At 71.8% G+C, this 23212-nt stretch carries 21 protein-coding genes and 1 riboswitch; of the genes, 20 read left to right on the top strand and 1 reads right to left on the bottom strand.

What is annotated here, in order from left to right; translation table 11 throughout:
• The first annotated feature begins 1 nt into the window (after position 1).
• The 18 genes from fmt (at position 2) to ABT158_RS14170 (ending at position 19363) form a co-directional block, all read left to right on the top strand.
• Positions 2–931, top strand: a complete 930-nt coding sequence (fmt, locus tag ABT158_RS14255; RefSeq protein ID WP_352353176.1) for a methionyl-tRNA formyltransferase — start codon at positions 2–4, stop codon at positions 929–931.
• Positions 918–2471 (top strand): RsmB/NOP family class I SAM-dependent RNA methyltransferase, encoded by a 1554-nt coding sequence (locus ABT158_RS14250; RefSeq protein ID WP_352353175.1) that lies wholly within the window; start codon positions 918–920, stop codon positions 2469–2471. Before fmt ends, ABT158_RS14250 begins: the two co-directional genes overlap by 14 nt.
• A gap of 130 nt (positions 2472–2601) precedes the next feature.
• Positions 2602–3255 carry a ribulose-phosphate 3-epimerase gene (gene rpe / locus ABT158_RS14245; RefSeq protein WP_352353174.1) on the top strand — a complete coding sequence of 218 codons (654 nt, stop codon included), beginning with the start codon at positions 2602–2604 and terminating at the stop codon, positions 3253–3255.
• 1068 nt (positions 3256–4323) lie between these two features.
• A complete protein-coding gene (locus tag ABT158_RS14240; protein WP_352353173.1) occupies positions 4324–5301 on the top strand; it encodes an ABC transporter permease in 978 nt (325 codons plus the stop codon).
• Entirely contained in the window at positions 5302–6141 is an 840-nt protein-coding gene (locus ABT158_RS14235) for an ABC transporter permease (RefSeq protein WP_352353172.1), read from the top strand.
• Positions 6138–8207, top strand: a complete 2070-nt coding sequence (locus tag ABT158_RS14230) for an ABC transporter ATP-binding protein (RefSeq protein ID WP_352353171.1) — start codon at positions 6138–6140, stop codon at positions 8205–8207. The genes ABT158_RS14235 and ABT158_RS14230 overlap by 4 nt, the downstream gene beginning before the upstream one ends.
• Entirely contained in the window at positions 8204–9913 is a 1710-nt protein-coding gene (locus tag ABT158_RS14225; RefSeq protein ID WP_352353170.1) for an ABC transporter family substrate-binding protein, read from the top strand. The genes ABT158_RS14230 and ABT158_RS14225 overlap by 4 nt, the downstream gene beginning before the upstream one ends.
• Before the next feature lie 88 nt (positions 9914–10001).
• The gene (locus ABT158_RS14220; protein ID WP_352353169.1) at positions 10002–10814 is read left to right on the top strand and encodes an oxygenase MpaB family protein; all 813 of its coding nucleotides are present in this window, start codon (positions 10002–10004) and stop codon (positions 10812–10814) included.
• Between the two features lie 77 nt (positions 10815–10891).
• Positions 10892–11022, top strand: a riboswitch (FMN riboswitch).
• 105 nt (positions 11023–11127) lie between these two features.
• Positions 11128–12300, top strand: coding sequence for a bifunctional diaminohydroxyphosphoribosylaminopyrimidine deaminase/5-amino-6-(5-phosphoribosylamino)uracil reductase RibD (gene ribD, locus ABT158_RS14215; protein ID WP_352353168.1), 1173 nt, complete (start codon positions 11128–11130; stop codon positions 12298–12300).
• Complete coding sequence (locus ABT158_RS14210; RefSeq protein WP_352353167.1) at positions 12300–12902, top strand: riboflavin synthase; 603 nt, start codon at positions 12300–12302, stop codon at positions 12900–12902. Before ribD ends, ABT158_RS14210 begins: the two co-directional genes overlap by 1 nt.
• Positions 12899–13543, top strand: a complete 645-nt coding sequence (locus ABT158_RS14205) for a nicotinamide mononucleotide transporter family protein (protein ID WP_352353166.1) — start codon at positions 12899–12901, stop codon at positions 13541–13543. Before ABT158_RS14210 ends, ABT158_RS14205 begins: the two co-directional genes overlap by 4 nt.
• A complete protein-coding gene (locus tag ABT158_RS14200) occupies positions 13540–14769 on the top strand; it encodes a bifunctional 3,4-dihydroxy-2-butanone-4-phosphate synthase/GTP cyclohydrolase II (RefSeq protein WP_352353165.1) in 1230 nt (409 codons plus the stop codon). The genes ABT158_RS14205 and ABT158_RS14200 overlap by 4 nt, the downstream gene beginning before the upstream one ends.
• On the top strand, positions 14766–15233 hold the full coding sequence (gene ribH / locus ABT158_RS14195; RefSeq protein ID WP_352327123.1) for a 6,7-dimethyl-8-ribityllumazine synthase: 468 nt from the start codon (positions 14766–14768) through the stop codon (positions 15231–15233). The genes ABT158_RS14200 and ribH overlap by 4 nt, the downstream gene beginning before the upstream one ends.
• A gap of 19 nt (positions 15234–15252) precedes the next feature.
• Positions 15253–15711: a PH domain-containing protein gene (locus ABT158_RS14190; RefSeq protein WP_352353164.1), complete on the top strand. Its 459-nt coding sequence runs from the start codon at positions 15253–15255 to the stop codon at positions 15709–15711.
• An 84-nt stretch (positions 15712–15795) separates the two neighbouring features.
• A complete protein-coding gene (locus ABT158_RS14185; protein ID WP_352353163.1) occupies positions 15796–16662 on the top strand; it encodes an AAA family ATPase in 867 nt (288 codons plus the stop codon).
• On the top strand, positions 16655–17728 hold the full coding sequence (locus ABT158_RS14180) for a vWA domain-containing protein (protein ID WP_352353162.1): 1074 nt from the start codon (positions 16655–16657) through the stop codon (positions 17726–17728). The genes ABT158_RS14185 and ABT158_RS14180 overlap by 8 nt, the downstream gene beginning before the upstream one ends.
• A complete protein-coding gene (locus tag ABT158_RS14175; RefSeq protein ID WP_352353161.1) occupies positions 17721–18812 on the top strand; it encodes an XdhC family protein in 1092 nt (363 codons plus the stop codon). Before ABT158_RS14180 ends, ABT158_RS14175 begins: the two co-directional genes overlap by 8 nt.
• Positions 18812–19363 carry a nucleotidyltransferase family protein gene (locus ABT158_RS14170; RefSeq protein WP_352353663.1) on the top strand — a complete coding sequence of 184 codons (552 nt, stop codon included), beginning with the start codon at positions 18812–18814 and terminating at the stop codon, positions 19361–19363. The genes ABT158_RS14175 and ABT158_RS14170 overlap by 1 nt, the downstream gene beginning before the upstream one ends.
• A 28-nt stretch (positions 19364–19391) precedes the next feature.
• Here the strand turns inward: ABT158_RS14170 and ABT158_RS14165 are convergent, their stop codons facing one another.
• Entirely contained in the window at positions 19392–20279 is an 888-nt protein-coding gene (locus ABT158_RS14165; protein ID WP_352353160.1) for an endonuclease/exonuclease/phosphatase family protein, read from the bottom strand.
• Between the two features lie 93 nt (positions 20280–20372).
• Between ABT158_RS14165 and ABT158_RS14160 the strand changes: the two genes are divergently transcribed.
• Both ABT158_RS14160 and ABT158_RS14155 read left to right on the top strand, forming a co-directional pair.
• Positions 20373–21413, top strand: coding sequence for an LLM class F420-dependent oxidoreductase (locus tag ABT158_RS14160; protein ID WP_352353159.1), 1041 nt, complete (start codon positions 20373–20375; stop codon positions 21411–21413).
• A gap of 252 nt (positions 21414–21665) precedes the next feature.
• Positions 21666–22967 (top strand): dicarboxylate/amino acid:cation symporter, encoded by a 1302-nt coding sequence (locus ABT158_RS14155; protein ID WP_352353158.1) that lies wholly within the window; start codon positions 21666–21668, stop codon positions 22965–22967.
• Positions 22968–23212: the final 245 nt, after the last annotated feature.

Genomic DNA, 23212 nt, shown 5'->3' with positions numbered 1-23212 from the left:
GATGCGGCTGGTCTTCGCGGGCACACCCGAGACGGCGCTGCCGTCGCTGCGCATGCTGATCGACTCGCCACGGCACGAGGTCGTGGCCGTCATCACCCGTCCCGACGCCCAGTCAGGGCGGGGGCGCAAGGTCCACCCCTCGCCGGTGGCCGAGCTCGCGGAGGAGGCCGGCATCGAGGTGCTGCGCCCGGCCAAGGTCGGCGACCCCGCCTTCCTCGACACGCTGCGCGCCCTGGAGCCCGACTGCTGCCCGGTGGTGGCCTACGGCGCGCTGTTGCCGCAGTCGGCCCTCGACGTGCCTCGCCACGGCTGGATCAACCTGCACTTCTCGATCCTGCCCGCCTGGCGCGGCGCGGCGCCCGTCCAGCACGCGGTGCTGCACGGCGACGAGATCACCGGCGCCACGACGTTCCAGATCGTCAAGGAGCTCGACGCGGGCCCGGTCTACGGGGTCGTCACCGAGGAGATCCTGACCCACGACACCAGCGGCTCCCTCCTCGAACGCCTGTCGGTCTCCGGCGCCGGCCTGCTGGCCGCCACGCTCGACGGCGTCGAGGACGGCGCGCTGGAGGCCCGTCCGCAGCCGCTCGACGGCGTGACGATCGCGCCCAAGATCAACGTCGCCGACGCCAGGGTCGACTGGTCCAAGCCCGCCATGCGGGTCGACCGCCTGATCCGCGCCTGCACCCCAGGCCCGGGGGCGTGGAGCGAGTTCAGGGGTCAGCGGGTGAAGCTCGGCCCGGCCAAGGTCGCCGTCCAGGCCGACCGGCTCCCGCCCGGCCGGATCCTGGCCACGAAGAGCCACGTGCTCGTCGGCACCGCCACCGACCCGGTCGAGCTGGGCGAGGTGCAGCCGCAGGGCAAGCGGGCGATGGGCGCGGTCGAGTGGGCGCGCGGCGTCCGGCTTGCGAGTGACGATGCCTTCGCGTGAACCCCGCCGGTCGCCGGCCGGCTCCACGGGCACCAGGCCCCGCGGAGCGAACCGTCCGCGCCGCCCCGCCCGCGACCACGCCCGTAACGCGGCCTTCGACCTCCTGCGGGCCGTCGACGAGCGCGACGCCTACGCCAACCTGCTGCTGCCGCGCCTGCTGCGCGAGCGCGACATCCGGGGGCGCGACGCGGCGCTGGCCACCGAGCTGGCCTACGGCACGCTACGCGGCCTCGGCACCTACGACGCGATCATCGAGATGTGCAGCGACCGGGCGCCCGACCCGGCCGTGCGCGACGCCCTGCGGCTGGGGGCCCACCAGCTCCTGCGCATGCGCGTCCCGCCGCACGCCGCCGTCGGCACCACCGTCGATCTCGTACGCCTGCGCATCGGCCAGGGCGCGGCCAAGTTCGTCAACGCGGTGCTGCGCAAGATCGGCTCGCGCGAGCTGGAGGACTGGATCCCCATCGTCGCGCCCGACTCCGACCAGGACCCGGTCGGCCATCTGGCCGTCGCCTACGGGCATCCCCGATGGATCGTCTCGGCCTTCCGCGACGCGCTGGGCGGCGGCGGGGAGCTGGCCGACCTGCTCGACGCCGACAACGTCCGGCCGCTGGTGACGCTGGTCGCCCGGCCGGGGCGCAGCTCGGTGGCCGAACTGGCCGAATCCGGCGCCGCGCCCGGCCGCTACTCGCCGTACGCGGCCTACCTGCGCGAGGGCGATCCCGGGCAGATCGAGGCCGTGGCCGAGACCCGCGCGGCCGTCCAGGACGAAGCCAGCCAGCTCGTGGCGCTCGCCCTGACCCGCGTGCCGCTCGACGGCGAGGACGAGCTCTGGCTCGACATGTGCGCCGGGCCGGGCGGCAAGGCGGGCCTGCTCGACGCCGTCGCCACGTACGGCGACCTGGCGGGCCTCGACGGCGAGCGCCGTCCGGGCGACGGCGGCGCGGCGGGCGACGGTGGTGCGGCGGGCGACGGTGGTGCGGCGGGCGACGGTGGTGCGGCGAGTGGTGGTGGTGCGGCGAGCGGCGGCCCTGTGGCGTTCCCCGGTGGGGCGCGGGTGCTGGCCGCCGACGTGCAGTACCACCGGGCGCGGCTGGTCTGGCAGACCACCAGGACCGCCTCGGTCGTCACCGCCGACGGCACCGAGCCCGCCTGGCGGCCCGGGGTGTTCGACCGGGTCATGCTCGATGCCCCCTGCACGGGGCTGGGCGCGCTGCGGCGGCGTCCGGAGGCCCGGTGGCGGCGCGACCCGGCCAGCATTGCCGAGCTGGGCGCGTTGCAGCGGCGGCTGCTCGGCACGGCGCTCGACGCCGTGCGCCCGGGTGGGGTGGTGGCGTACGTGACCTGCTCGCCGCACCTGGCCGAGACGCGCGTCGTGGTCGGCGACGTCATGGGCCGCAGGGACGACGTGGAGCAGCTCGACGCGCGCGACTACCTGCCGGAGGTCGACGGGCTCGGCGACGGGCCGTACGCGCAGTTCTGGCCCCACCGCCACGGTACGGACGCCATGTTCCTCGCCCTCCTCCGCAAACGCCCCTGATTCCGCCCGTCCCTCGCCCGCGCGCTGGGCGCCCACGCGCTGGGTGCCCGGCCCTCGCCCGCGTGGTGGCGCTTGGGGTGGTGGGAGGGGGCGTCGAGGGGGAGCGGGCGGTTCAATAGACTGGCGCATCATGGCCGTACAGATCTCGCCCAGCATCCTCGCCGCCGACTTCGCGCGGCTGGCCGACGAGGCCGCCGCCGTGCCGAACGCCGACTGGCTGCACGTGGATGTCATGGACTACCACTTCGTGCCCAATCTCACCCTCGGGCTGCCCGTGGTGGAGTCCCTGCGCAAAGCCACCCAGACACCCCTCGACTGCCACCTCATGATCGCCGACCCCGACCGCTGGGCCCCCCAGTACGCCGAGGCCGGGGCGGGCAGCGTGACCATCCACGCGGAGGCGTCCAAGGCGCCGGTGCGGACGTTGCGCGAGATCCGGTCGCTCGGCGCCAGGGCGGGGCTCGCGCTCAACCCGGCCACGGCGGTGGAGCCGTTCGAGGGGCTGTTCGGTGAGATCGACATGCTGCTGCTGATGACGGTCGAGCCCGGGTTCGGGGGGCAGAAGTTCCTCGACATGGTGCTGCCGAAGGTGCGGGCGGCGCGGGCGATGATCGAACGGCACGGTGGCTCGGTCTGGCTGCAGGTTGACGGGGGTGTGACGGCCGAGACGATCGAGCGCTGCGCTGAGGCGGGCGCCGACGTTTTCGTGGCCGGCAGCGCCGTCTACGGGGCCGCCGACCCTGTGGCCGCCATCGACGCCCTCCGCGCCGCCGCCACCCGTTGACCGTCCCTCGCCACTCGCCCAAACGTTCCCGGGCATTCGCCTAACGTTCCCCGGCACTCGCAGACCGTTCCCCACCACCCGCTGACCCTTCCCGCTTACCGCTGTTCCCTCCTGCCACGGGCGTGCCCCGCGCGCTTCCGTGGCCCCTTCACCCCTTCGCGAGGTGTGGTCCGCGCAGGGGTGTGGGTCCTTCGCCTCCCCACAAGGCGTGCGCCGCGCGCTGGGCGGAGCGTTCGCGAGGTGCCCCAGGTGCTCCTGCGGCCCCTCCGCGAGGCACGCACCACAGTCCTGCCGCCGCGCCTCGGTCGGCTGGGGTGCGGGTCCACGGGGGACGCGCCCACTGGGGTTCAGGCCCACTGGGGTACGGGCCCAGGGGAGTTGCAGGCCCCCTGGAGGACGCAGGCCCGTTCGGGGTGCAGGTCCGCTCGGGGTGCGGGCCAGGGGAGTGCAGGCCCACTTAGGGGTGTAGGTCCGCTCGGTGCAAGCCCATTCGAGGTGTGGGGCTCACTGGGGCCTGCCGGAGGCGCGGGAGCCGCGAGGGGCCGGTCTTGGGCGGCGGGGCGCCGGACGCCGGAGGGGCGGACGCCGCGTGGTGAGCGGAGCGTGAGCGTGGGGGGAGCGTCCTGGGGACGCCTGCGGGGCGGGCGGCAGCGTGCCCTCGGACCGACCCGCCTCGGTCACCCGCCTGCGATCAAAAGCCGCGACGTCGCAAAATATCAATCCTCATCCTATTGATCAGTATGACGTGCGTCACTTCGGGATTGGGTTATTTTTTGTCAGGATTCTGTGACACACGCCGATCCGATAGCGTCGGTTACCGATCTTGGTAACGCCTGTTTCCCCAGGTAAATCCCACTGTAGGGCGGTGATCCACGACGAGCCTCCACCGTGCTTAGTGACCTTACCGTTATGTCGAACTATTGCTGACTGTGATGTTTGGCTAGATATCCTGCGTTTTGATCGCCGTTCCGCGTCATGACTTTTCGCGGCGTAAGACGGTCTTTTTCCATTGCGGGGGTCTTCTCCTACCGGGGTTTCCGGGCCCTCGTTCAGTGCGAACGGAGGGTAATGGGCAAGTACCTGCTCCGCAGGTTGGCGATCAATCTGATCTTGGTCGCGATCGCGGCCAGCTTGGCTTACATGCTCGCCGCGACGACCATGAACCCCCGCGGCGCGTACGAAGGCCGCCAGCCTCCCGTCGCCGAGGAAGTCATCGACGCCACCCTCGACAACTACAACCTCAACGACAAGACGCCCGTCCTGGAGCGCTACGCGACCTGGGCCAAGGGCGTCGTCACGGGTGACTTCGGCAAGACCTGGAACGGCGGCTCGGTCAACGACGAGATGGGCCGGCGGATCTTCGTCAGCCTCCGGCTGCTGCTGGTGGGCACGATCCTGGGGTTCGTCCTGGGCGTGGCGCTGGGCGCACTGTCGGCGGTCAAGCAGTACCGGATATCCGACCGGGCGATCGGGGTCGGCTCGTTCGTGATCATGGCGGTGCCGGTGTTCGTGCTGGCCACGCTGCTCGCGATCGCCGCCTACAACCTCAACCGCGGGCTCGGCTTCACGCTGATCGAGTTCACCGGCGAGTACAACCCCAAGCTGTCCGGCTGGGACCAGTTCACCAACCGGCTGAACCACCTGATCCTGCCGACCATCTCGCTCAGCCTGGGCTCGATCGCCTTCTACAGCCGCATCCAGCGCAACATGATGCTGGACGTGCTCGGCCAGGACTTCGTCCGCACCGCGATGGCCAAGGGCCTGCGGCGCAGGACGGCCCTGATCAAGCACGCGCTGCGCACCGCGCTGATCCCCGCGGCCACGTACTTCGCCTTCGCCTTCGGCACGATGCTCACCGGCGCCACCTTCACCGAGAAGATCTTCGCCTGGAACGGCATGGGCGCCTGGCTGGTCGACTCGATCAACCAGAACGACGTGAACTCGGTGGCCGCGGTCAGCATGTTCGCCTCCGTCTGCGTCCTGTTCGCCGGCTTCCTGTCGGACCTGCTGGTGGCGGCCCTCGACCCTCGAGTGCGGGTGAGCTAAGTGCGTTCCAAGGTTGTTCTCGGGCGGATGCTGCGCAACCGGCAGGCCCGCTACGGCTTCATCGCCCTCGTGCTGCTGGTGGCGCTGGCCTACATCGGCCCCATGTTCGGCGCCTACGACTGGACGGACAAGGACTTCCTCGCCTTCCTGTCGGCCCCGTCGTCCGACCACTGGTGGGGCACCACCACGATCGGCCAGGACATGTACGCCGTCACCCTGCGCGGCATGCAGAAGTCGATCATCATCGGCCTGCTCGTGGCGCTCATCTCGACCGGCCTGGCCGCCATGGTCGGCGCCTTCGCCGGGTACTTCGGCGGCTGGGTGGACCGCGTCCTCATGTGGGGCGTGGACCTGCTTCTCGTCCTGCCCAGCTTCCTGATCATCGCGATCGCCTCGCCGCGCCTGCGCGGCGCCTCCTGGCTCTGGTTCGTGGTCCTGCTGGCGGCGTTCGCCTGGATGATCACCTCCAGGGTGGTGCGCAGCATGACGCTCTCGCTCCGTGAGCGCGAGTACGTGCAGGCGGCCGTCTACATGGGCATCCCCCGCTGGAAGATCATTTTCCGGCACATCGTGCCGAACCTGTCCTCCTTGCTGATCATCGACGCCACCCTCAACGTGAGCGGCGCGGTCATCGGCGAGGCCGCGCTGTCCTTCTTCGGCTTCGGCATCCAGCCGCCCGACGTCTCGCTCGGCACGCTGATCGCCGAGGGCTCCCGCAACGCCACCGGCTACCCCTGGCTGTTCGCCTTCCCCGCCGGGCTCCTGGTGCTGCTGGTCCTGAGCATCAACCTCATCGGAGACGGCCTGCGCGACGCACTCGACCCGGGGAGCAACTCATGAGCATCCTGGAGGTTCAAGACCTCACCGTGACGTTCCCCGGCGGCATCGAGGCCGTGCGCGGCGTCAGCTACGAGGTCGCCCGCGGCGAGGTCCTGGGCATCGTGGGCGAGTCCGGTTCGGGCAAGTCCGTCACGTCCCTGGCGATCATGGGCCTGCTGCCGCGCAACGCCCAGATCAGCGGCTCGGTCAAGCTCCACGGCCAGGAGCTGATCGGGATGAAGGAAGACGACCTGATCAAGGTCCGCGGCAAGTCGATGAGCATGATCTTCCAGGATCCGCTGTCGGCCTTCACGCCCGTCTACACGATCGGCGACCAGATCTCCGAGGCGCTGCGCGTCCACCAGAAGCTGGGCAAGGACAAGGCCGCCAAGCGCGCCGTCGAACTGCTCGACCTGGTCGGCATCCCGCACCCGGACGTGCGGGCCAAGGCGTTCCCGCACGAGTTCTCCGGCGGCATGCGCCAGCGCGCGATGATCGCGATGGCCATCGCCAACGACCCCGACCTGCTGATCTGCGACGAGCCGACCACCGCGCTCGACGTGACCATCCAGGCCCAGGTGCTGGAGGTGCTCAAGACCGCCCAGCGCGAGACGGGCGCCGGCATCGTCATGATCACGCACGACCTGGGCGTCGTCGCGGGCATGGCCGACCGGGTGCTGGTCATGTACGCCGGCAAGCCGGTCGAGCAGGGCAACGTCGACGACATCTACTACCGGCCGCGGATGCCGTACACGATGGGACTGCTCGCCTCGATCCCCAGGATCGACGGCGAGGAGGGGCCGCTGGTGCCGATCGAGGGCAACCCGCCCTCCCCGGCGGCGCTGCCGCCGGGCTGCCCGTTCGCGCCGCGCTGCCCGATGAAGATCGACTCGTGCGACGACGAGGAGCCCCCGCTCACCGACGTCGGCGGCGGCAGGCACGTCGCCTGCATCCGCTCCCGCGAGATCGAGTACAAGGGCCTGACCGGCACGGACGTGTTCCCGGTCCCGGTCATCCCGGTCAGCGAGGTGGTCCGCGTGCCGCGCGAGCAGCGCGCGACCGTGCTGGAGCTGGACAACCTCATCCGGCACTACCCGCTGATGAAGGGCGCGGTGTTCAAGCGCCGCGTCGGCACCGTGCACGCCGTGGACGGCATCAGCTTCGACATCGCCGAGGGCGAGACGCTGGCCCTGGTCGGCGAGTCGGGCTGCGGCAAGACCACGACCCTGCAGCAGATCATGCAGCTCGCCCCGCCGCAGAGCGGCCGGATCGTCGTGCTCGGCCAGGACAGCGCCAAGCTCGGCCCGTCCGGGCGCAAGGCGCTCAGGGGCGACCTGCAGATCGTCTTCCAGGACCCGATGGCGGCGCTCGACCCGCGCATGCCGGTCGGCGACATCATCGCCGAGCCGCTGCGCGCCCACGGGCGCAAGAACGTCAAGCAGCGGGTCGCCGAGCTGCTCGAACTGGTGGGCCTGGCGCCCGAGTACGCCGAGCGCTACCCGCAGAGCTTCTCCGGCGGCCAGCGCCAGCGCATCGGCATCGCCCGCGCCCTGGCCCTGGAGCCCAAGCTGCTCGTCCTGGACGAGCCGGTCTCGGCACTGGACGTGTCCATCCAGGCCGGCGTGATCAACCTGCTGGACGAGCTGAAGAACACCCTGGGGCTGTCGTACCTGTTCGTGGCGCACGACCTGGCGGTGGTCCGGCATCTGGCCGACCGCGTCGCGGTCATGTACCTCGGCAGGATCGCCGAGATCGGCACGGTCGAGGAGGTCTACGACCGCCCCGCGCACCCCTACACGCAGGCGCTGCTGTCAGCGATCCCGCTGCCCGACCCCGAGATGGAGCGCACGCGCAAGCGGATCCTGCTCGAAGGCGACCTGCCCAGTCCGGCCGACCCGCCATCGGGTTGCCGGTTCCGCACGCGCTGCCCCAAGTTCGCCCTCCTCACCGAGGCCGAACGCCGGCGCTGCGTGGACGAAGAGCCCTCGGTTGCCCGGCTCGCGACCGCCGTGGACCACGGCGCCGCCTGCCACTACGCGGAGGAAGTCGAGGTCATCACGGCCTCGGACGATCAGGAGGAAAAGTGAAGGTTCGTTACCGGGCGGCGGCGGGAATCGCCGTCCTCGCCATGGCCGCGGCGGCTTGTGGCGGTGGTGGCGGCGAGGCCAAGAAGCCGAGCGCCGAGCAGTCGCAGCAGGCTCAGCAGCAGATGTCGCAGACCCCTGGCATCGCGATCAACCCCGTCCCGTACGAGCAGGTCAAGGACGGCGGCACGCTCACCCTCTCGGTCGGCCAGTGGCCGAGCCAGTGGAACGGCAACCACATCGACGGCAACCAGCGCGACACGGCGGACATGCTGGACTCGCTGATGCCGCAGCTGATGGTCGCCGACGCCGAGGCCAACTTCAAGGCGAACCCCGACTACCTCACCGACGTCAAGATGGACCTGTCGTCGGGCAAGCAGGTCGTCACCTACACGCTGAACGAGAAGGCCCAGTGGTCGGACGGCACGCCGATCACCTGGAAGGACCTCGAGGCGGCGTGGAAGGCCAACAGCGGCAAGGACAAGAAGTTCAAGCCGGCCTCCACCGACGGCTGGGACCGCATCGAGTCGGTCACCAAGGGTGACAGCGACAAGGTCGCGGTCGTGACGTACGGCAAGAACTACCCCGAGTGGATGGGACAGTTCTCCCGCTCGCCGCACCTGTACCCGGCCTCCCACATGGAGACCCCGGAGAAGTACGAGAAGGACTACCTGCAGAAGATCCCGGTCACCGCCGGGCCCTTCAAGGTCGAGAGCATCAACGAGGGCACCAAGACCCTGACCGTGGTGCGCGACGACAAGTGGTGGGGCCGCAAGGCCAAGCTCGACAAGGTCATCTTCCGGACCATCGAGACCCCCGCCGCGCAGGTCAACGCCTTCGCCAACGGTGAGCTCGACGCGGTGGAGATCCCGCCGGGCAGCCCGGCCGACCTCAAGCGCGCCAAGGAGGTCCCGAACGTCGACGTCCGCAAGGCGCTCAGCCCGAACTGGCGGCACATCACCGTCAACAACCAGAGCGAGTTCCTGAAGGACAAGTCGGTCCGCCAGGCCGTCGCGTACGCGATCAACCGTGACGTGATCACCCAGTCCGACCTCAAGGACATGGACTGGCCGCTGCAGACGCTCGGCAACCACGTCTTCATGAACAACCACAAGGCGTACGTCGACAACTCCGGCGAACTGGGCAAGTACAACCTGCCCAAGGCCAAGGAGCTGCTCGACGCGGCCGGCTGGAAGCAGGAGGGCGACGTCCGCAAGAAGGACGGCAAGGAGTTCTCGCTGAACTTCGTCGTCCCGGCGGGCCTGCCGTACGCCAAGACCGAGGGCGAGCTCACCCAGGCCATGCTCAAGGAGGCCGGGATCAAGCTGACGATCCGCCCGGTCCCCGATGACAAGTTCTTCACCGACTTCATCATCAAGGGCGACTTCGACCTGGTGCCGTTCTCCTGGATCGGCACGCCGCTGCCCCTCGGCGGCCTGCCGCAGATCTACAAGACCGGCTCCGAGTCGAACTTCCCCAAGGGCAGCGACCCGGCGCTGGACGCCGCGATCGACGCCGCGGTCAGCGAGATGGACCCGACCAAGGCCTACGAGCTGGCCAACGCGGCCGACAAGCTGATCTGGGACCAGGTGCACACCATCCCGCTGTACCAGCGTCCTGACATCCAGGCCACCAAGAAGACGCTGGCCAACTACGGCGCCTTCGGCTACCAGGCCGCCGACTACACGGCGATCGGCTTCACCGGCTGATCTCCGTAGCCTCGACGAAAGCCCCCGGCCGGTTACCGGCCGGGGGCTTTTGGCATGGTTTGTCGCCTCACTGGGTAACTCTTCACTTATGGACGACGACTATGGGATCTTCGGCCCCGAGTCGGTGACCTGGCGGGTGATGGGGGAGCCGATCCAGCTCGTCGGCGGCTTCCGCGCGCTGCTGATGCAGGGGCTGCACCCCAGGGCGATGCGCGGCGTGCTGCAGAACTCGGCGCTGCTCGACCCGGCCGAGGCGTGGTCGCGCTTCCTGCGGACCAGCGAGTTCGTCCGGGTGCGCACGTACGGCACGCGCGCGGAGGTGGAGCGGGCCGGCCGCCGGGTGCGCAAGATCCACGCCACGCTGACCGCCCGCGACCCCGACACCGGCGAGCGGTACCACCTCGACGACCCAGAAGCGCTGCGCTGGGTGCACGTCGGCGAGGTCGACTCCTACCTGACGGTGGCCCGCCGCGCCGGCGTGCGGCTGTCCGACGCCGACGCCGACCGGTTCGTCGCCGAGTGGCGGCGCGCCGCCGAGGTCGTGGGCCTGGACGGGAACGACGTGCCCGGTTCGGTGGCCGAGCTGCGCGCCTACATCGACGGCCGGCGTCCGGGGCTGCGGCTCGTGCCGGAGGCCGCCCATCCGCTGCGGCTGTCGCTGCACACGCCGCTGCCCGGCGCGCTGTCCGCGCTGCGGCCCGCCGTGCCCGCGCTGACCGTGCTGGCGCTGGCCACGCTGCCGCGCTGGGCCCGCCGCCTGTACGGCCTGCCCGCCACGCCCGTCGGCGACCTGTGGGCCTCGGCCACGCTGCGCGCCCTGCACACCGGCATCGGCCTGGTTCCCGAGCAGGTCCGCTACGCGCCCTCGGCCCGCCGGGCGCGCAAGCTGATGGCTGCCTGAGCGAGCGCTTGTTCAAATAGCACGGGGGCGGTCGCGCTTTCCGTAATCGGCATGGCAAACTGGTACAAGAAGAGAGCTAGCGTGCTCCGGGGTCGGTGAAAGTCCGAACCGGCGGTTACAGTCCGCGACCCGGCCGATGCCATCGGCCGGTTGACCCGGTGAAATTCCGGGACCGACGGTTAAAGTCCGGATGGGAGGAAGCGCGCGAGGTGTCCGGCGTCCCAGCCGGGCTCCTGACGTGGTGCCGTGCCGGCACCCGACAACCCCCCGGGGCCCGCCGTGGCTTGAAGCTACTGGCGAGTAGGAGGCCCGGGTGGACATCTCAGCCGCCGACGCCGCGCACATGGCGCGCGCCGTCGAGCTGGCCGCGCGCGGACACGGCGGCACCAGCCCCAACCCCGTCGTCGGCTGCGTCGTGCTGTCGGCCGCCGGGCAGGTCGTCGGCGAGGGCTTCCACGCCTACGCGGGCGGGCCGCACGCCGAGGTCGTGGCGCTGGCGCAGGCGGGCGAGCAGGCGCGGGGCGGCACGGCGTACGTGACGCTGGAGCCCTGCGACCACACCGGCCGCACCGGGCCGTGCAGCCGGGCGCTGCTGGCCGCGGGCGTGGCCCGCGTGGTCGTCGCCGTCGCCGACCCCAACCCGAAGGCCGCCGGCGGCGCGGCGCGGCTGCGCGCGGCCGGGGTGAGCGTGACGCAGGACGTGCTCACCGAGGCGGCCGAGCGGGTCAACGAGGAATGGCTCACCTACGCCCGCCTCGGCAGGCCGCACGTCACCTGGAAGTTCGCCGCCACCCTCGACGGCAGGTCGGCCGCCGCCGACGGCACCAGCCAGTGGATCACCTCGCCGCAGGCGCGGGCCGACGTGCACCGGCTGCGCGCCGCCTCCGACGCGATCGTGGCCGGGATCGGCACCGTGCTCGCCGACGACCCCCACCTCACCGTCCGCCTCCCGGAGAACGCCGGGGCGGAGGCGGGCGAGGGCGACGCGGGGGCGCTGCTGGCCGGCAGCCCGCCGCTGGCCGGCCGGCCCCTGGGCGCCCGCCCGCCGCTGCGGGTCGTCGTGGACACCGAGGGCAGGACGCCGCCCGCGGCCCGCGTCCTCGACGACGAGGCCTCCACGCTGGTCGCCGTCGCCGACGACGCCGTGACAGGGCTCAAGGCCGGCCTGCTGCGCCTGCCCCGGCACGCGGAGGGCGGCCTCGACCTGCACGCCCTCCTGCGCGAGCTGGCCGCCCGCGAGGTGGTCGCCGTGTTCCTGGAAGGCGGCCCCACCCTCGCCGGCGCGTTCCTGCGGCAGGGCCTCATCGACCGCGTGTACGCCTACCTCGCCCCCGCCCTCCTCGGCGAGGGCAGGGCCGCGCTCGGCCCGGCGGGCGTCGCCACGATCAGCGGCGCCCACCGCCTCACCTTCGACGAGTTTTCCCCCATCGGGCCGGATCTGCGGCTGACCGCGCGGCCCGCTCCGCATCAAGGCAGGGAGAAGTGATGTTCACCGGAATCATCGAGGAGAAGGGCGAAGTCGTCGCCATCGAGCCGGCGGGCGGGCAGGTCGGCGGTGGCGCCCTGCTGTCCGTACGCGGCCCGCTCGTCACCTCCGACGCCGCCCACGGGGACTCGATCGCCGTCAACGGCGTCTGCCTGACGGTCGTCGAGGTCGAGGACGACGTGTTCACCGTCGACGTCATCAGGGAGTCGCTGGACCGCAGCTCGCTCGGTGGCCTCACCGCGGGCTCGGCGGTCAACCTCGAACGGTCCGTACGCGCCGACCAGCGCCTCGGCGGCCACATCGTCCAGGGCCACGTCGACGGCACCGCCCGCCTGCTGTCCCGCGCCCCCGGCGAGAACTGGGACGACCTGCGCTTCTCCCTGCCCGGCCCGCTCAGCCGGTACGTGGCCGAGAAGGGCTCGATCGCCATCGACGGAATCAGCCTGACCGTCACGACGGTTGACGACGACAGCTTCGGCGTGAGCCTCATCCCGACCACGCTGAAGCTGACCACCATGGGCGACCGCCAGGTGGGCGACGTGGTGAACCTTGAGGTCGACGTGATCGCCAAGTATGTGGAGAGGCTGGTGGGCACCCGATGAGCTGGGTGGACGCATCGATTGACATCTTCGGTCTGCCGGTGAAGTGGACCGACCTGATCGGCAACGTGTTCGCCCTCGCCACGGTGGCGTTCGCGATGCGCAAGTCCATGTGGACCTGGCCCGTCCAGTTCACCGGCTCGGTGCTGCTGTTCCTCGCCTCGATCAGCGCGCACGTCACCGGCAACGCGCTCAAGCAGGCCCTGTTCGCCGTGCTGGCCGTCTACGGGTGGTGGAAGTGGCGGCAGGGCACCCAGGAGCACGCCCTGGCCGTCCGGCCCGCCACGGGCGGCGAGCGGTGGCGGATGCTGGCGGCGCTGGCGGTGGGCACCGCGCTGGTGACCGTCCTGTTCAAGACGTTCGACCTGTCGTGGTACCCGGGCGCGCCGGTGCCCGTCGTGGCCTCCGACGCCTACATCTTCGTCGGCGGCGCGGTCGCCACCTGGGCGCAGGGCCGCGCGCTGGTCGACTTCTGGGTCGTCTGGGTGCTGGTCGACCTGGTGGGCGTGCCGGTCGCCTTCAACTCCGGTCTCTACGTCTCCGGCGCCGTCTACGGCGTGTTCTTCGTCATGGTCCTCACGGGCTTCGCCAAGTGGCTGCGCGAGTACCGCGCCGCCCGTCCGGAAGCGGTGGCAGTGGCATGAGCGAGTTCAAGCTCGACCCGATCGAGCGGGCCATCGAGGACATCCGCAACGGCCGTCCCGTCGTGGTCGTGGACGACGAGAACCGCGAGAACGAGGGCGACCTGATCTTCGCCGCCCAGAAGGCCACGCCGGAGCTGTGCACGTTCCTGATCCGGCACACCAGCGGCATGATCTGCGTGGCCATGGACGGCAAGGAGCTCGACCGGCTCGGGCTGCCGCTCATGGTGTCCCAGAACCGCGAGCGCATGCGCACGGCGTACACGATCACCGTGGACGCCCGCGACGGCGTCACCACCGGCATCTCCGCCGCCGACCGCGCCAGGACCATCCGCACCCTCGCCGACTCGGCCACCGAGCCCAACGAGCTGGTCCGGCCCGGCCACATCTTCCCGCTGCGCTACCGCGAGGGCGGCGTGCTGGCCCGGCGCGGCCACACCGAGGCGGCCGTCGACCTGGCCAGGCTCGCCGGGCTGTCGGCCGCCGGCGCGCTGGCCGAGGTGGTCAACGACGACGGCACCATGGCCAGGCTGCCCCAGCTGCGCCGCTTCGCCGACGAGCACGACCTGGCGCTGGTCTCCATCGAGCAGCTCGTCGACCACCGCCGCCGCGCCGAGAGCATGGTCACCAGGGTCGCCGAGACCCGGCTGCCCAACGCGTACGGCATGTGGCGGGCCTATGGCTACTCCAGCGCCCTCGACGGCGGCGAGCACGTCGCGCTCGTCTACGGAGACCTGGGCGGCGGCGAGAACATCCTGGTCAGGGCCCATTCCGAGTGCCTGACCGGCGACGTGTTCGGCTCGCTGCGCTGCGACTGCGGCGTGCAGCTCGACCACGCCATGGGCGCCATCGCGCAGGAGGGCCGCGGCGTCGTCGTCTACCTGCGCGGCCACGAGGGCCGGGGCATCGGCCTGCTGGCCAAGCTCAGGGCCTACAGCCTCCAGGACAACGGCAGCGACACCGTCGACGCCAACGTCGAGCTGGGGCTGCCGGTGGACGCCCGCGAGTTCTCCAACGCCGGGCAGATCCTGGCCGACCTCGGCGTGCGCTCGGTGCGGCTGCTCACCAACAACCCGGCCAAGCTCAAGGGCATGGACGGCTACGGCATCAAGGTGCTCGGCCGCGAGCCCATGCCCGTGGCCCTGAACCCGCACAACGAGCGGTACCTGGAGGCCAAGCGCGAGCGGCTCGGCCATGACATCTCGCACCACATCTCGGAGGCATCATGAGCGGCGAAGGCCGTCCCGGCGTGGCCGTGGTGGACGCGGCCGGCCTGGTCGTGGGCGTGGTGGCGGCGAGCTGGCACGCCAAGATCACCGACCAGCTCGTGGCGCGGGCCGTGCAGGCGTGCGACGACAGCGGCGCCACCGCGACCGTGGTCCGCGTGCCCGGCTCGCTGGAGATCCCCGTCGTGGCCCAGGCCCTGGCCCGGCGTTGTGACGCGGTGGTCGCCCTCGGCGCGGTCATCAAGGGCGAGACCGCCCATTTCGACTACGTCTGCGACTCGGTCACCAGCGGTCTGACCCGCGTCTCGCTCGACGAGGAGACGCCCGTCGGCAACGGCGTGCTCACCTGCGAGACGATGGACCAGGCGCTCGACCGCTCCGGGCTGCCCGGCAGCAAGGAGGACAAGGGCTACGAGTCGGCCCTGGCCGCCCTGGAGACCGCCCTCCTCCTGAGGGACCTCCACTGACCTGCGGTAGGTTTCCCTCGTGCCCGAGCCCGTGACCCCGCCGCCCCTGCCCGTGACCTGGCGTCCCCGCCGGGGCCGGATCGTGCCCTACGCCTTCGCCCTGGTGGTGGTGGCGGGGGCGGTGCTGATGGCGATCTTCATCGCCGACCCGTTCAAGCTGCCCGACCGGGTGGCGATCGTGGGCTTCGGCCTGGCGGTGGCGTACGTGCTCCACCTGCTGGGCCGGGTCCGGGTGGAGGCCGACGCGCAGGGCCTGACCGTCGTCAATGCCCTGCGCGTCCACCGCTACACCTGGCCCGAGGTCATCGACGTGACCCTCCTGGTGGGCGACCCGTGGCCGAAGATCGACTTCTCCGACGGCCGGACGATCGGCGCCATGGGCATCCAGGGCTCGGAGAAGGCCCGCGCCCGCCGGGCCACGGCCGAGCTGGCCGCGCTGATCCGCGAACGCGGCGAGGCGTCCGAGTCCGGCGACTGAAACCCGATGACGAGGGCGAGCCGATATCGCCGGAGCGGGGTTGCGACGTAGCCTGAAGGCGTGCTGCGGCGGACAATCAGGGCAATGGACATCGAGTCGCCGGACAAGCTCATCGAGCTGCTCGACCGGCACGACTACCTGGCCGACCGGGGGCTGGCCACGGCCGCCTTCCTGGCGCTGCGTATGGGGCGGCCGCTGTTCCTGGAGGGGGAGGCGGGCGTCGGCAAGACCGAGCTGGCCAAGACCCTCGCGAGGCTGCTCAAGGCCCCCCTGATCCGGCTGCAGTGCTACGAGGGCCTCGAAGCGTCCCAGGCCCTGTACGACTGGGACTTCGCCCGCCAGCTCCTCCACCTCAAGGCCGCCGAGGCCGCCGGGATCACCGACGCCGCCCGGCTGGAGGGGGAGATCTACGACCGCCGCTTCCTGATCGCCCGCCCCCTGCTGAAGGCCGTGGAGACCCAGCCGAGCGTGCTGCTGGTGGACGAGATCGACCGGGCCGACGACGAGTTCGAGGCGTTCCTGCTCGAAGTGCTCTCCGACTTCACCGTCTCCATCCCCGAGCTGGGCACGATCAGGGCCGCGACGCCGCCGGTCGTCGTGGTGACCTCCAACCGCACCCGCGAGGTGCACGACGCGCTCAAGCGGCGCTGCCTCTACCACTGGCTGGAGCACCCGAGCTTCGACCGCGAGGTCGCGATCCTGCTGCGCCGCCTGCCCGGCTGCACCGAGGAGCTGGCCCTGCAGGTGGCGCGGGCGGCCGAGCGGCTGCGCCGGGCCGACCTGGTCAAGCCGCCGGGCGTGGCCGAGACCCTCGACTGGACCGAGGCGCTGCTGACGCTCGGGGCCAGGGAGCTCGACCCCGACCTGGCCGCGGCCACCCTGGGCGCCGCGCTGAAGTACCGCGAGGACGTCGCCGCCGTCCTGGGCGACGGGCTGCTGTCCGGTGGATGAGCTGGTCCGGACGGTGACGGGCTTCGTCAGGACGTTGCGCGCGGCGGGCGTGGACGCCGACCACGAGCGGACGCGGAGCCTGCTGCAGGCCCTCGGCCACCTGGACGCCGGGGACCGGGAGGCGTTCTACTGGGCCGGCCGGCTCACCCTGTGCGCCACGCCCGACGACCTGCCCCGCTACGACCGCTGCTTCGCCGCCTGGTTCGGCGGCCGGCGGGCGGCGGCGGCCCGTACCGGGACGACCAGCGTCACCCGGCACCTGGCGGCCGGCGACGGCGAGGAGGCCGGCGCGGGCGAGGACGCCGCCGCCCCGGCCACGGCCAGCCGCGCCGAGGTGCTGCGGCACCGGGACGTCGCCCGGCTTACCGAGGCCGAACGCGCCGAGGTGCACCGCATGCTGGCCCTGCTCGGCCGCGGCCGGGCCGCGCGCCGCTCCCGCCGCTTCGAGCGGGCCCACCGGGGCAGGCTGGACCAGCGCCGCACCGTGCGCGAGGCGCTGCGCAACGGCGAGGTGGCCCGGCTCCGCCGCCGCCGGCACACCACCAGGCCCCGGCAGGTGGTGCTGTTCGTGGACGTCAGCGGGTCGATGGCCCCCTACGCCGAGACCCTGCTGCGCTTCGCCCACGCGCTGGTCAGGAGCGAGCCGCGGGCCACGAGGGTCTACTCGGTCGGCACCCGGCTCACCGAGGTCACCGCCGAGCTGCGCCACCGCGACCCCGGCACGGCGCTGAACGCGGCGTCCGCGGCCATCCCCGACTGGAGCGGCGGGACCCGGCTCGGCGAGGAGTTCAAGGAGTACCTGACCCGGCACAGCGCCCGGGGGGCGATCGTGGTCATCGCCTCCGACGGCTGGGAACGCGGTGACCCCGCGCTCCTGGGCGCCCAGCTCGCCAGGCTGGCCCGGCAGGCGTACCGGCTCATCTGGGTCAATCCGCACAAGGGATATGAGGATTACCAGCCGCTGACCGGAGGCATGCGGGCCGCCCTGCCGCATCTGGACGATCTGGTGGCCGGCCACAGCCTGGCCGCCTACGAGGAACTCAGCGAAAGGCTCGCCCATGCGTGACGTGCTCCCGGAGATCATGCGGTGGTGGAGGTCGGGGCTCAGGTTCGGGCTGGCGACCGTGGTGAGCACGTTCAGCAGCGCGCCACGCCCGCCGGGCGCGGCGATGGCGGTGCGCGGCGACGAGGTGGTGGGCAGCGTCTCGGGCGGGTGCGTCGAGGGGGCGGTCTTCGAGCTGGCCTCCGAGGCCGACGCGCCCGTCCTGCAGCGGTACGGCGTCAGCGACGACGACGCCTTCGCCGTCGGGCTGACCTGCGGCGGCATCATCGACATCCTGGTCGAGCCGGTCTCCATCGAGACCTTCCCCGAGCTGGGCGAGATCTTCGCCTCGGTCGAGGCGCACCAGCCGGTCGCGGTCGCCACCATCGTCGCCGGCCCCGGCCCGATCGGCGCCCGCCGGATCGTCTGGCCCGGCCGCTCGTCGGGCACCCTGGGCCTCGACCGCCTCGACGAGGCCGTGGACGACGACGCCCGCGGCATGCTCGCCCAGGGCCTGACCGGCATCCGGCACTACGGCGGGCACGGCGAGCGGCGGCTGGACGACCTGTCGGTGTTCGTCCAGTCGTTCGCGCCGCCGCCGCGGATGCTGGTCTTCGGCGCGATCGACTTCGCCGCGGCCGTCGCCAAGGTGGGCAAGTTCCTCGGCTACCACGTCACCGTCTGCGACGCCCGGCCGGTCTTCGCCACCGCCAAGCGCTTCCCCGAGGCCGACGAGGTGGTGGTCAAGTGGCCGCACGACTACCTGGCCTCGGTGCAGGTGGACGAGCGCACGGTGATCTGCGTGCTGACCCACGACCCCAAGTTCGACGTGCCGCTGCTGGAGGTGGCGCTGCGGACCGAGGCGGGCTACATCGGGGCCATGGGCTCGCGCCGCACGCACGAGGACCGGCTGGCCCGCCTGCGCGAGTCGGGGCTCAGCGAGGCCGAGCTGGCCCGGCTGAGATCGCCCATCGGCCTCGACCTGGGCGCCCGCACGCCGGAGGAGACGGCCGTGTCGATCGCCGCCGAGCTGATCCAGCTGCGGTGGGGCGGCTCGGGCCGGCCGCTGTCGCAGACGGGCGGCCGCATCCACGGGGAGCCGGCGTGATCGCCGGGCTGCTGCTCGCCGCGGGGGAGGGCGCCCGGCTGGGCACGCCCAAGGCGCTCGTGGAGTTCGGCGGCGAGCGGCTGGTCGACCGCGGGGTGCGGCTGCTGGCGGAGGGCGGCTGCCGTCCGGTGGTGGTCGTGCTGGGCGCGGCGACCGTGCAGGTGCGCGGGGCGGTCAGCGTGCGCAACCCGGACTGGCGCACCGGCATGGGCTCCTCGCTGCGGGCCGGGCTGGCCGCGCTGCCGCCGGAGGCGACGGCCGTGGTGGTCGCGCTGGTGGACCAGCCGCTCGTCCGGGCGGGCGCGGTGCGGGCGCTGGCCGCGTCGGGGGCCGGGCTGGCGGTGGCCACCTACGGCGGACGGCGGGCGAACCCGGTGCTGATCGCGCGCGAGCACTTCGCCGGGGTGGCGGAGCTGGCGGTGGGCGACGTGGGGGCGCGGGCGTTCATGAAGGCGCATCCCGGGCTGGTCACCGAGGTCGCCTGCGACGAGCACGGCGACCCGGCCGACATCGACACGCCGCAGGACCTGGAGCTGCTGGAAGGCCGCTAGACCCGCGCCGGGAGCTGCTGGAAGGCGGCTAGAAGCGCAGCGAGGCGATCGCCGCGCGGTGGTCGCTGCCGGTCGCCGGGGCCACCCCCGCCTTGGTCGCCGTCATGCCCCTGAACAGGATGTGGTCGGGCCGGGTGATCGGGAACTCGGCGGGCCAGGTGAACCCGAACCCGTCGCCGGCCACGCTCTGGGCGTCGGTCAGGGGCGGGGTCAGCCCGCGCATGCCGCGGTCGGTGGTGGCGGTGTTGAGGTCGCCGAGCAGCAGGACGCGCTTGCTGGGGTCGGCGTCGACGAGCCGGCGGGCGTGGGCCAGGGAGGCGTCGCGGGAGGCGGTGTGGCCGGGCCTGGCCGAGGCCAGGTGCATGACGTAGACGGTGACCTTGCCCTTGGGGGTGCTCACCACCGCGCGCAGCGCCCGCGGCCAGCCCATGCCGACGTCGAGCGGACTGGTCTCGCTGATCGGGTAGCGGCTCCACAGGCCGACCGTGCTGACCGGGTAGTGGTAGCGGAACATCTTGTTGAGCTGCTTGGCCGCGGGCCCGCCGGGGGTCAGCTCCTGGGCGGCCAGCAGGTCGAGCTCCTCGGCGATGGCCTTGACCGCCTCACCGGAGGCGCTGTTGCGCACGCCGACGTTGACCGTGCCGACGGCCAGGTCGCTGGGGCCGCCGGGCGGCGCGGCCAGCAGCGTGGAGCCGAACATCGCCGCCCACACCAGGCCGGGCGCCAGCGCCGCGAGCGCGGCCGCCCTGGACCGGGCCAGCAGGGCGAGGAGCAGCAGCAGCGGCACCGCCACCCCCATCCAGGGGAGCAGGCTCTCCAGGACCGGCGTGAAGCCGCCGAGCGACGGGATCAGCGAATGACCCGCCAGGGCCAGGGCGACCACGGCGGAGGCGATGACGACGACCCGGCTCAGCACCCGAACCAGGCTAGTGCTTCGCCGCGCGACACGCCGACACGCTAACCTGTTGACGTCGCAACGGAACAACATTCGGTTCATCGGGAGCCCGGCATGCGCATCGGTATGGCACTCAACTACTCGGGCGGTTTCAAGGAGACGGTCGCCGAGCTGGCCGACTACGAGAAGGCGGGCCTCGACATCGTCTTCGTGGCCGAGGCGTACAGCTTCGACGCCGTCAGCCAGATGGGGTACATCGCGGCCAGGACCGAGCGGGTGCAGATCGCCTCGGGCATCCTGCCGATCTACTCCCGCACGCCGACGTTGCTGGCCATGACCGCCGCGGGCATGGACTTCGTCTCCGACGGGCGCTTCACGCTGGGCATCGGGACGTCCGGGCCGCAGGTCATCGAGGGCTTCCACGGGGTGCCGTACACCGCGCCGATCGGGCGTACCCGGGAGGTCATCGAGATCTGCCGCAAGGTGTGGCGGCGCGAGCGGCTGGAGCACGCGGGCCGCAACTACCAGGTGCCGCTGCCCGCCGGCGAGGGCACCGGCCTGGGCAAGCCGCTGAAGATCATCAATCACCCGGTGCGCCCGCGCATCCCGATCGTGGTCGCCGCCATCGGCCCCAAGAACGTGGAGATGACCGCCGAGCTGGCCGAGGGCTGGGAGCCGATCTTCTACTACCCGGAGAAGGCCGCCGACGTGTGGGGCCCCTCGCTGGCCGCCGGCCGGGCGAAGCGCGACCCCGAGCTGGGCGAGCTCGACGTGATCGCCCAGGCGGCGCTGGCCATCGGCGACGACGTGGCCGGGCTGCGCGACTTCGGCCGGGCGATGGCCGCCCTGTACATCGGCGGCATGGGCGCCAAGGGCAAGAACTTCTACAACGACCTGGCCCGGCGCTACGGCTACGAGAAGGAGGCCGAGCAGATCCAGGACCTCTACCTGGAGGGCAAGAAGGACGAGGCCGCCGCGCTGGTGCCCGCCGAGCTGCTGGAGAACATGTCGCTGATCGGCAGCGAGGGCTTCGTCCGCGACCGGATCGCGGCGCTGAAGGAGTCGGGGGTGACGACGCTCAACGTCGCGCCGCTCGGCCGTACCCACGAGGAGCGCGTCCGCCTGCTGGAGAAGGTCAAGGAGCTGGCCGCCTGATCGGACGGGCTCCGGAAGGGGTATGACGCACGTCACAGTGCCGAGCGGGAATATGCCCCGTTTCGCATGGTGTTGTACGTCCTCGTGAGGTTCTCTGTGGTCATCGTGCGGCTCGTCGAGCGTCTGCACGTGGATCTGTGCCGTCTGCACGGATCCCTCTGTCGCTGATCGGCGCGTCCCCCAGACTCCCCCCTTCCTCACCCGCATGCCCCCCTTCGCCGTGGCATGCCTGACTTCCGGAGCCTTCCTCCCGTGAAGAGATTCACCTTCTCCCTTCAGCTGCTGCTCGGCCTGGCCGTCGGCGTCGCCCTGGGGTTCGTCGCCAAGATCTGGGACGTGGCCTGGCTGGCCGAGACGCTGACCCAGGTCGGCAAGATCTTCGTCCAGCTCCTCAAGCTCGCCGTGCCGCCGCTGGTGTTCACCGCCGTGCTGGTCAGCGTGGCCAACCTGCGCAACGTCAACGGCGCCGCCCGTCTGGCCTCCAAGACCCTGCTGTGGTTCCTGATCACCGCGTTCGTCTCGGTGGCCTTCGCGATCGCGCTCGGCCTGATCATCAACCCGGGCCAGGGCGTCACCCTGGACACCGGCGCGGCCAAGGCCATCGACACCGAGGGCGCCGGCACCTGGCTCGACTTCGTCACCGGCATCCTGCCCACCAACATCGTCACGGCCTTCACCGAGGTGAACGTCCTCCAGATCGTCTTCCTGGGTGTCGTCCTCGGCGCGGCGGCCCTGGCGGTGGGCGAGAAGGCCGAGCCGTTCCTCAACCTCAGCCGTTCGGTGCTCGAACTGGTGCAGAAGGCCCTGTGGTGGGTCATCCGCCTGGCCCCGATCGGCACCGCCGGCCTCATCGGCAAGGCCGTCTCCACGTACGGCTGGGACCTGCTGGCCCCGCTGGCCAAGTTCAGCGTCGGCGTGTACGTCGGCTGCTTCATCGTCCTGCTGGCCGTCTACCCGACGCTGCTCGCGGTCTGGGGCAAGGTCAACCCGATCACGTTCTTCCGCAACGCCTGGCCCGCCATCGAGCTGGCCTTCGTCTCCCGTTCCTCGGTCGGCACGCTGCCCCTGACCCAGCGCGTCACCGTCGAGCGCAACGGCGTGGACCGTGACTACGCCTCCTTCGCGGTGCCCTTCGGCGCCACCACCAAGATGGACGGCTGCGCCTCGGTCTACCCGGCGCTCGCCGCGATCTTCGTGGCCCAGGTGTTCGGCGTGCACCTCGGGGTGGGGGACTACCTGCTGATCGCGTTCGTCTCGGTCGTCGGCTCGGCCGCCACCGCCGGTCTGACCGGCGCGATCGTCATGCTGACGCTCACGCTGAGCACGCTGGGCCTGCCGCTCGAAGGCGTCGGCCTGCTGCTGGCGATCGACCCGATCCTCGACATGATCCGCACCGCGACCAACGTGGCCGGCCAGATGGTCGTCCCGGTCCTGGTGGCCCGCTCCGAGGGCCGTCTGGACGAGGCGGTCTTCAACGCGCCGCCGCAGCCGCTCGACGACGCCCCGGCCTCGGCCGCCCGCACGCCGCGCGCGCCGGAGCCCGCGACGGCCTGACCGGAATTCGAGCGAGGGCGGGTGGCCGTACGGCCACCCGCCCTCACTCGTAGGTGCGCAGATCGCCGGGCCGACAACCCAGGGCCTCGCACAGCGCCGCCGCGGGCGAGGGCCCCACGGGGCGGCGTGTCACGTCGGCCGTGGCGCTGACGATCTCTCTCTCCCCCCTCCGGGACGGGGGGTGCGAAGTGTGGATCATGGGGCGGGGAGGGCCTGGGGGGCCCTATGGTGGGTCGGAAATAACC

The organism is Nonomuraea sp. NPDC001636 (assembly GCF_040298265.1).
GTDB lineage: Bacteria > Actinomycetota > Actinomycetes > Streptosporangiales > Streptosporangiaceae > Nonomuraea.
The sequence above is the reverse complement of the archived record's forward strand: the minus strand, read 5'-3'. Positions and strand labels throughout refer to the sequence as shown.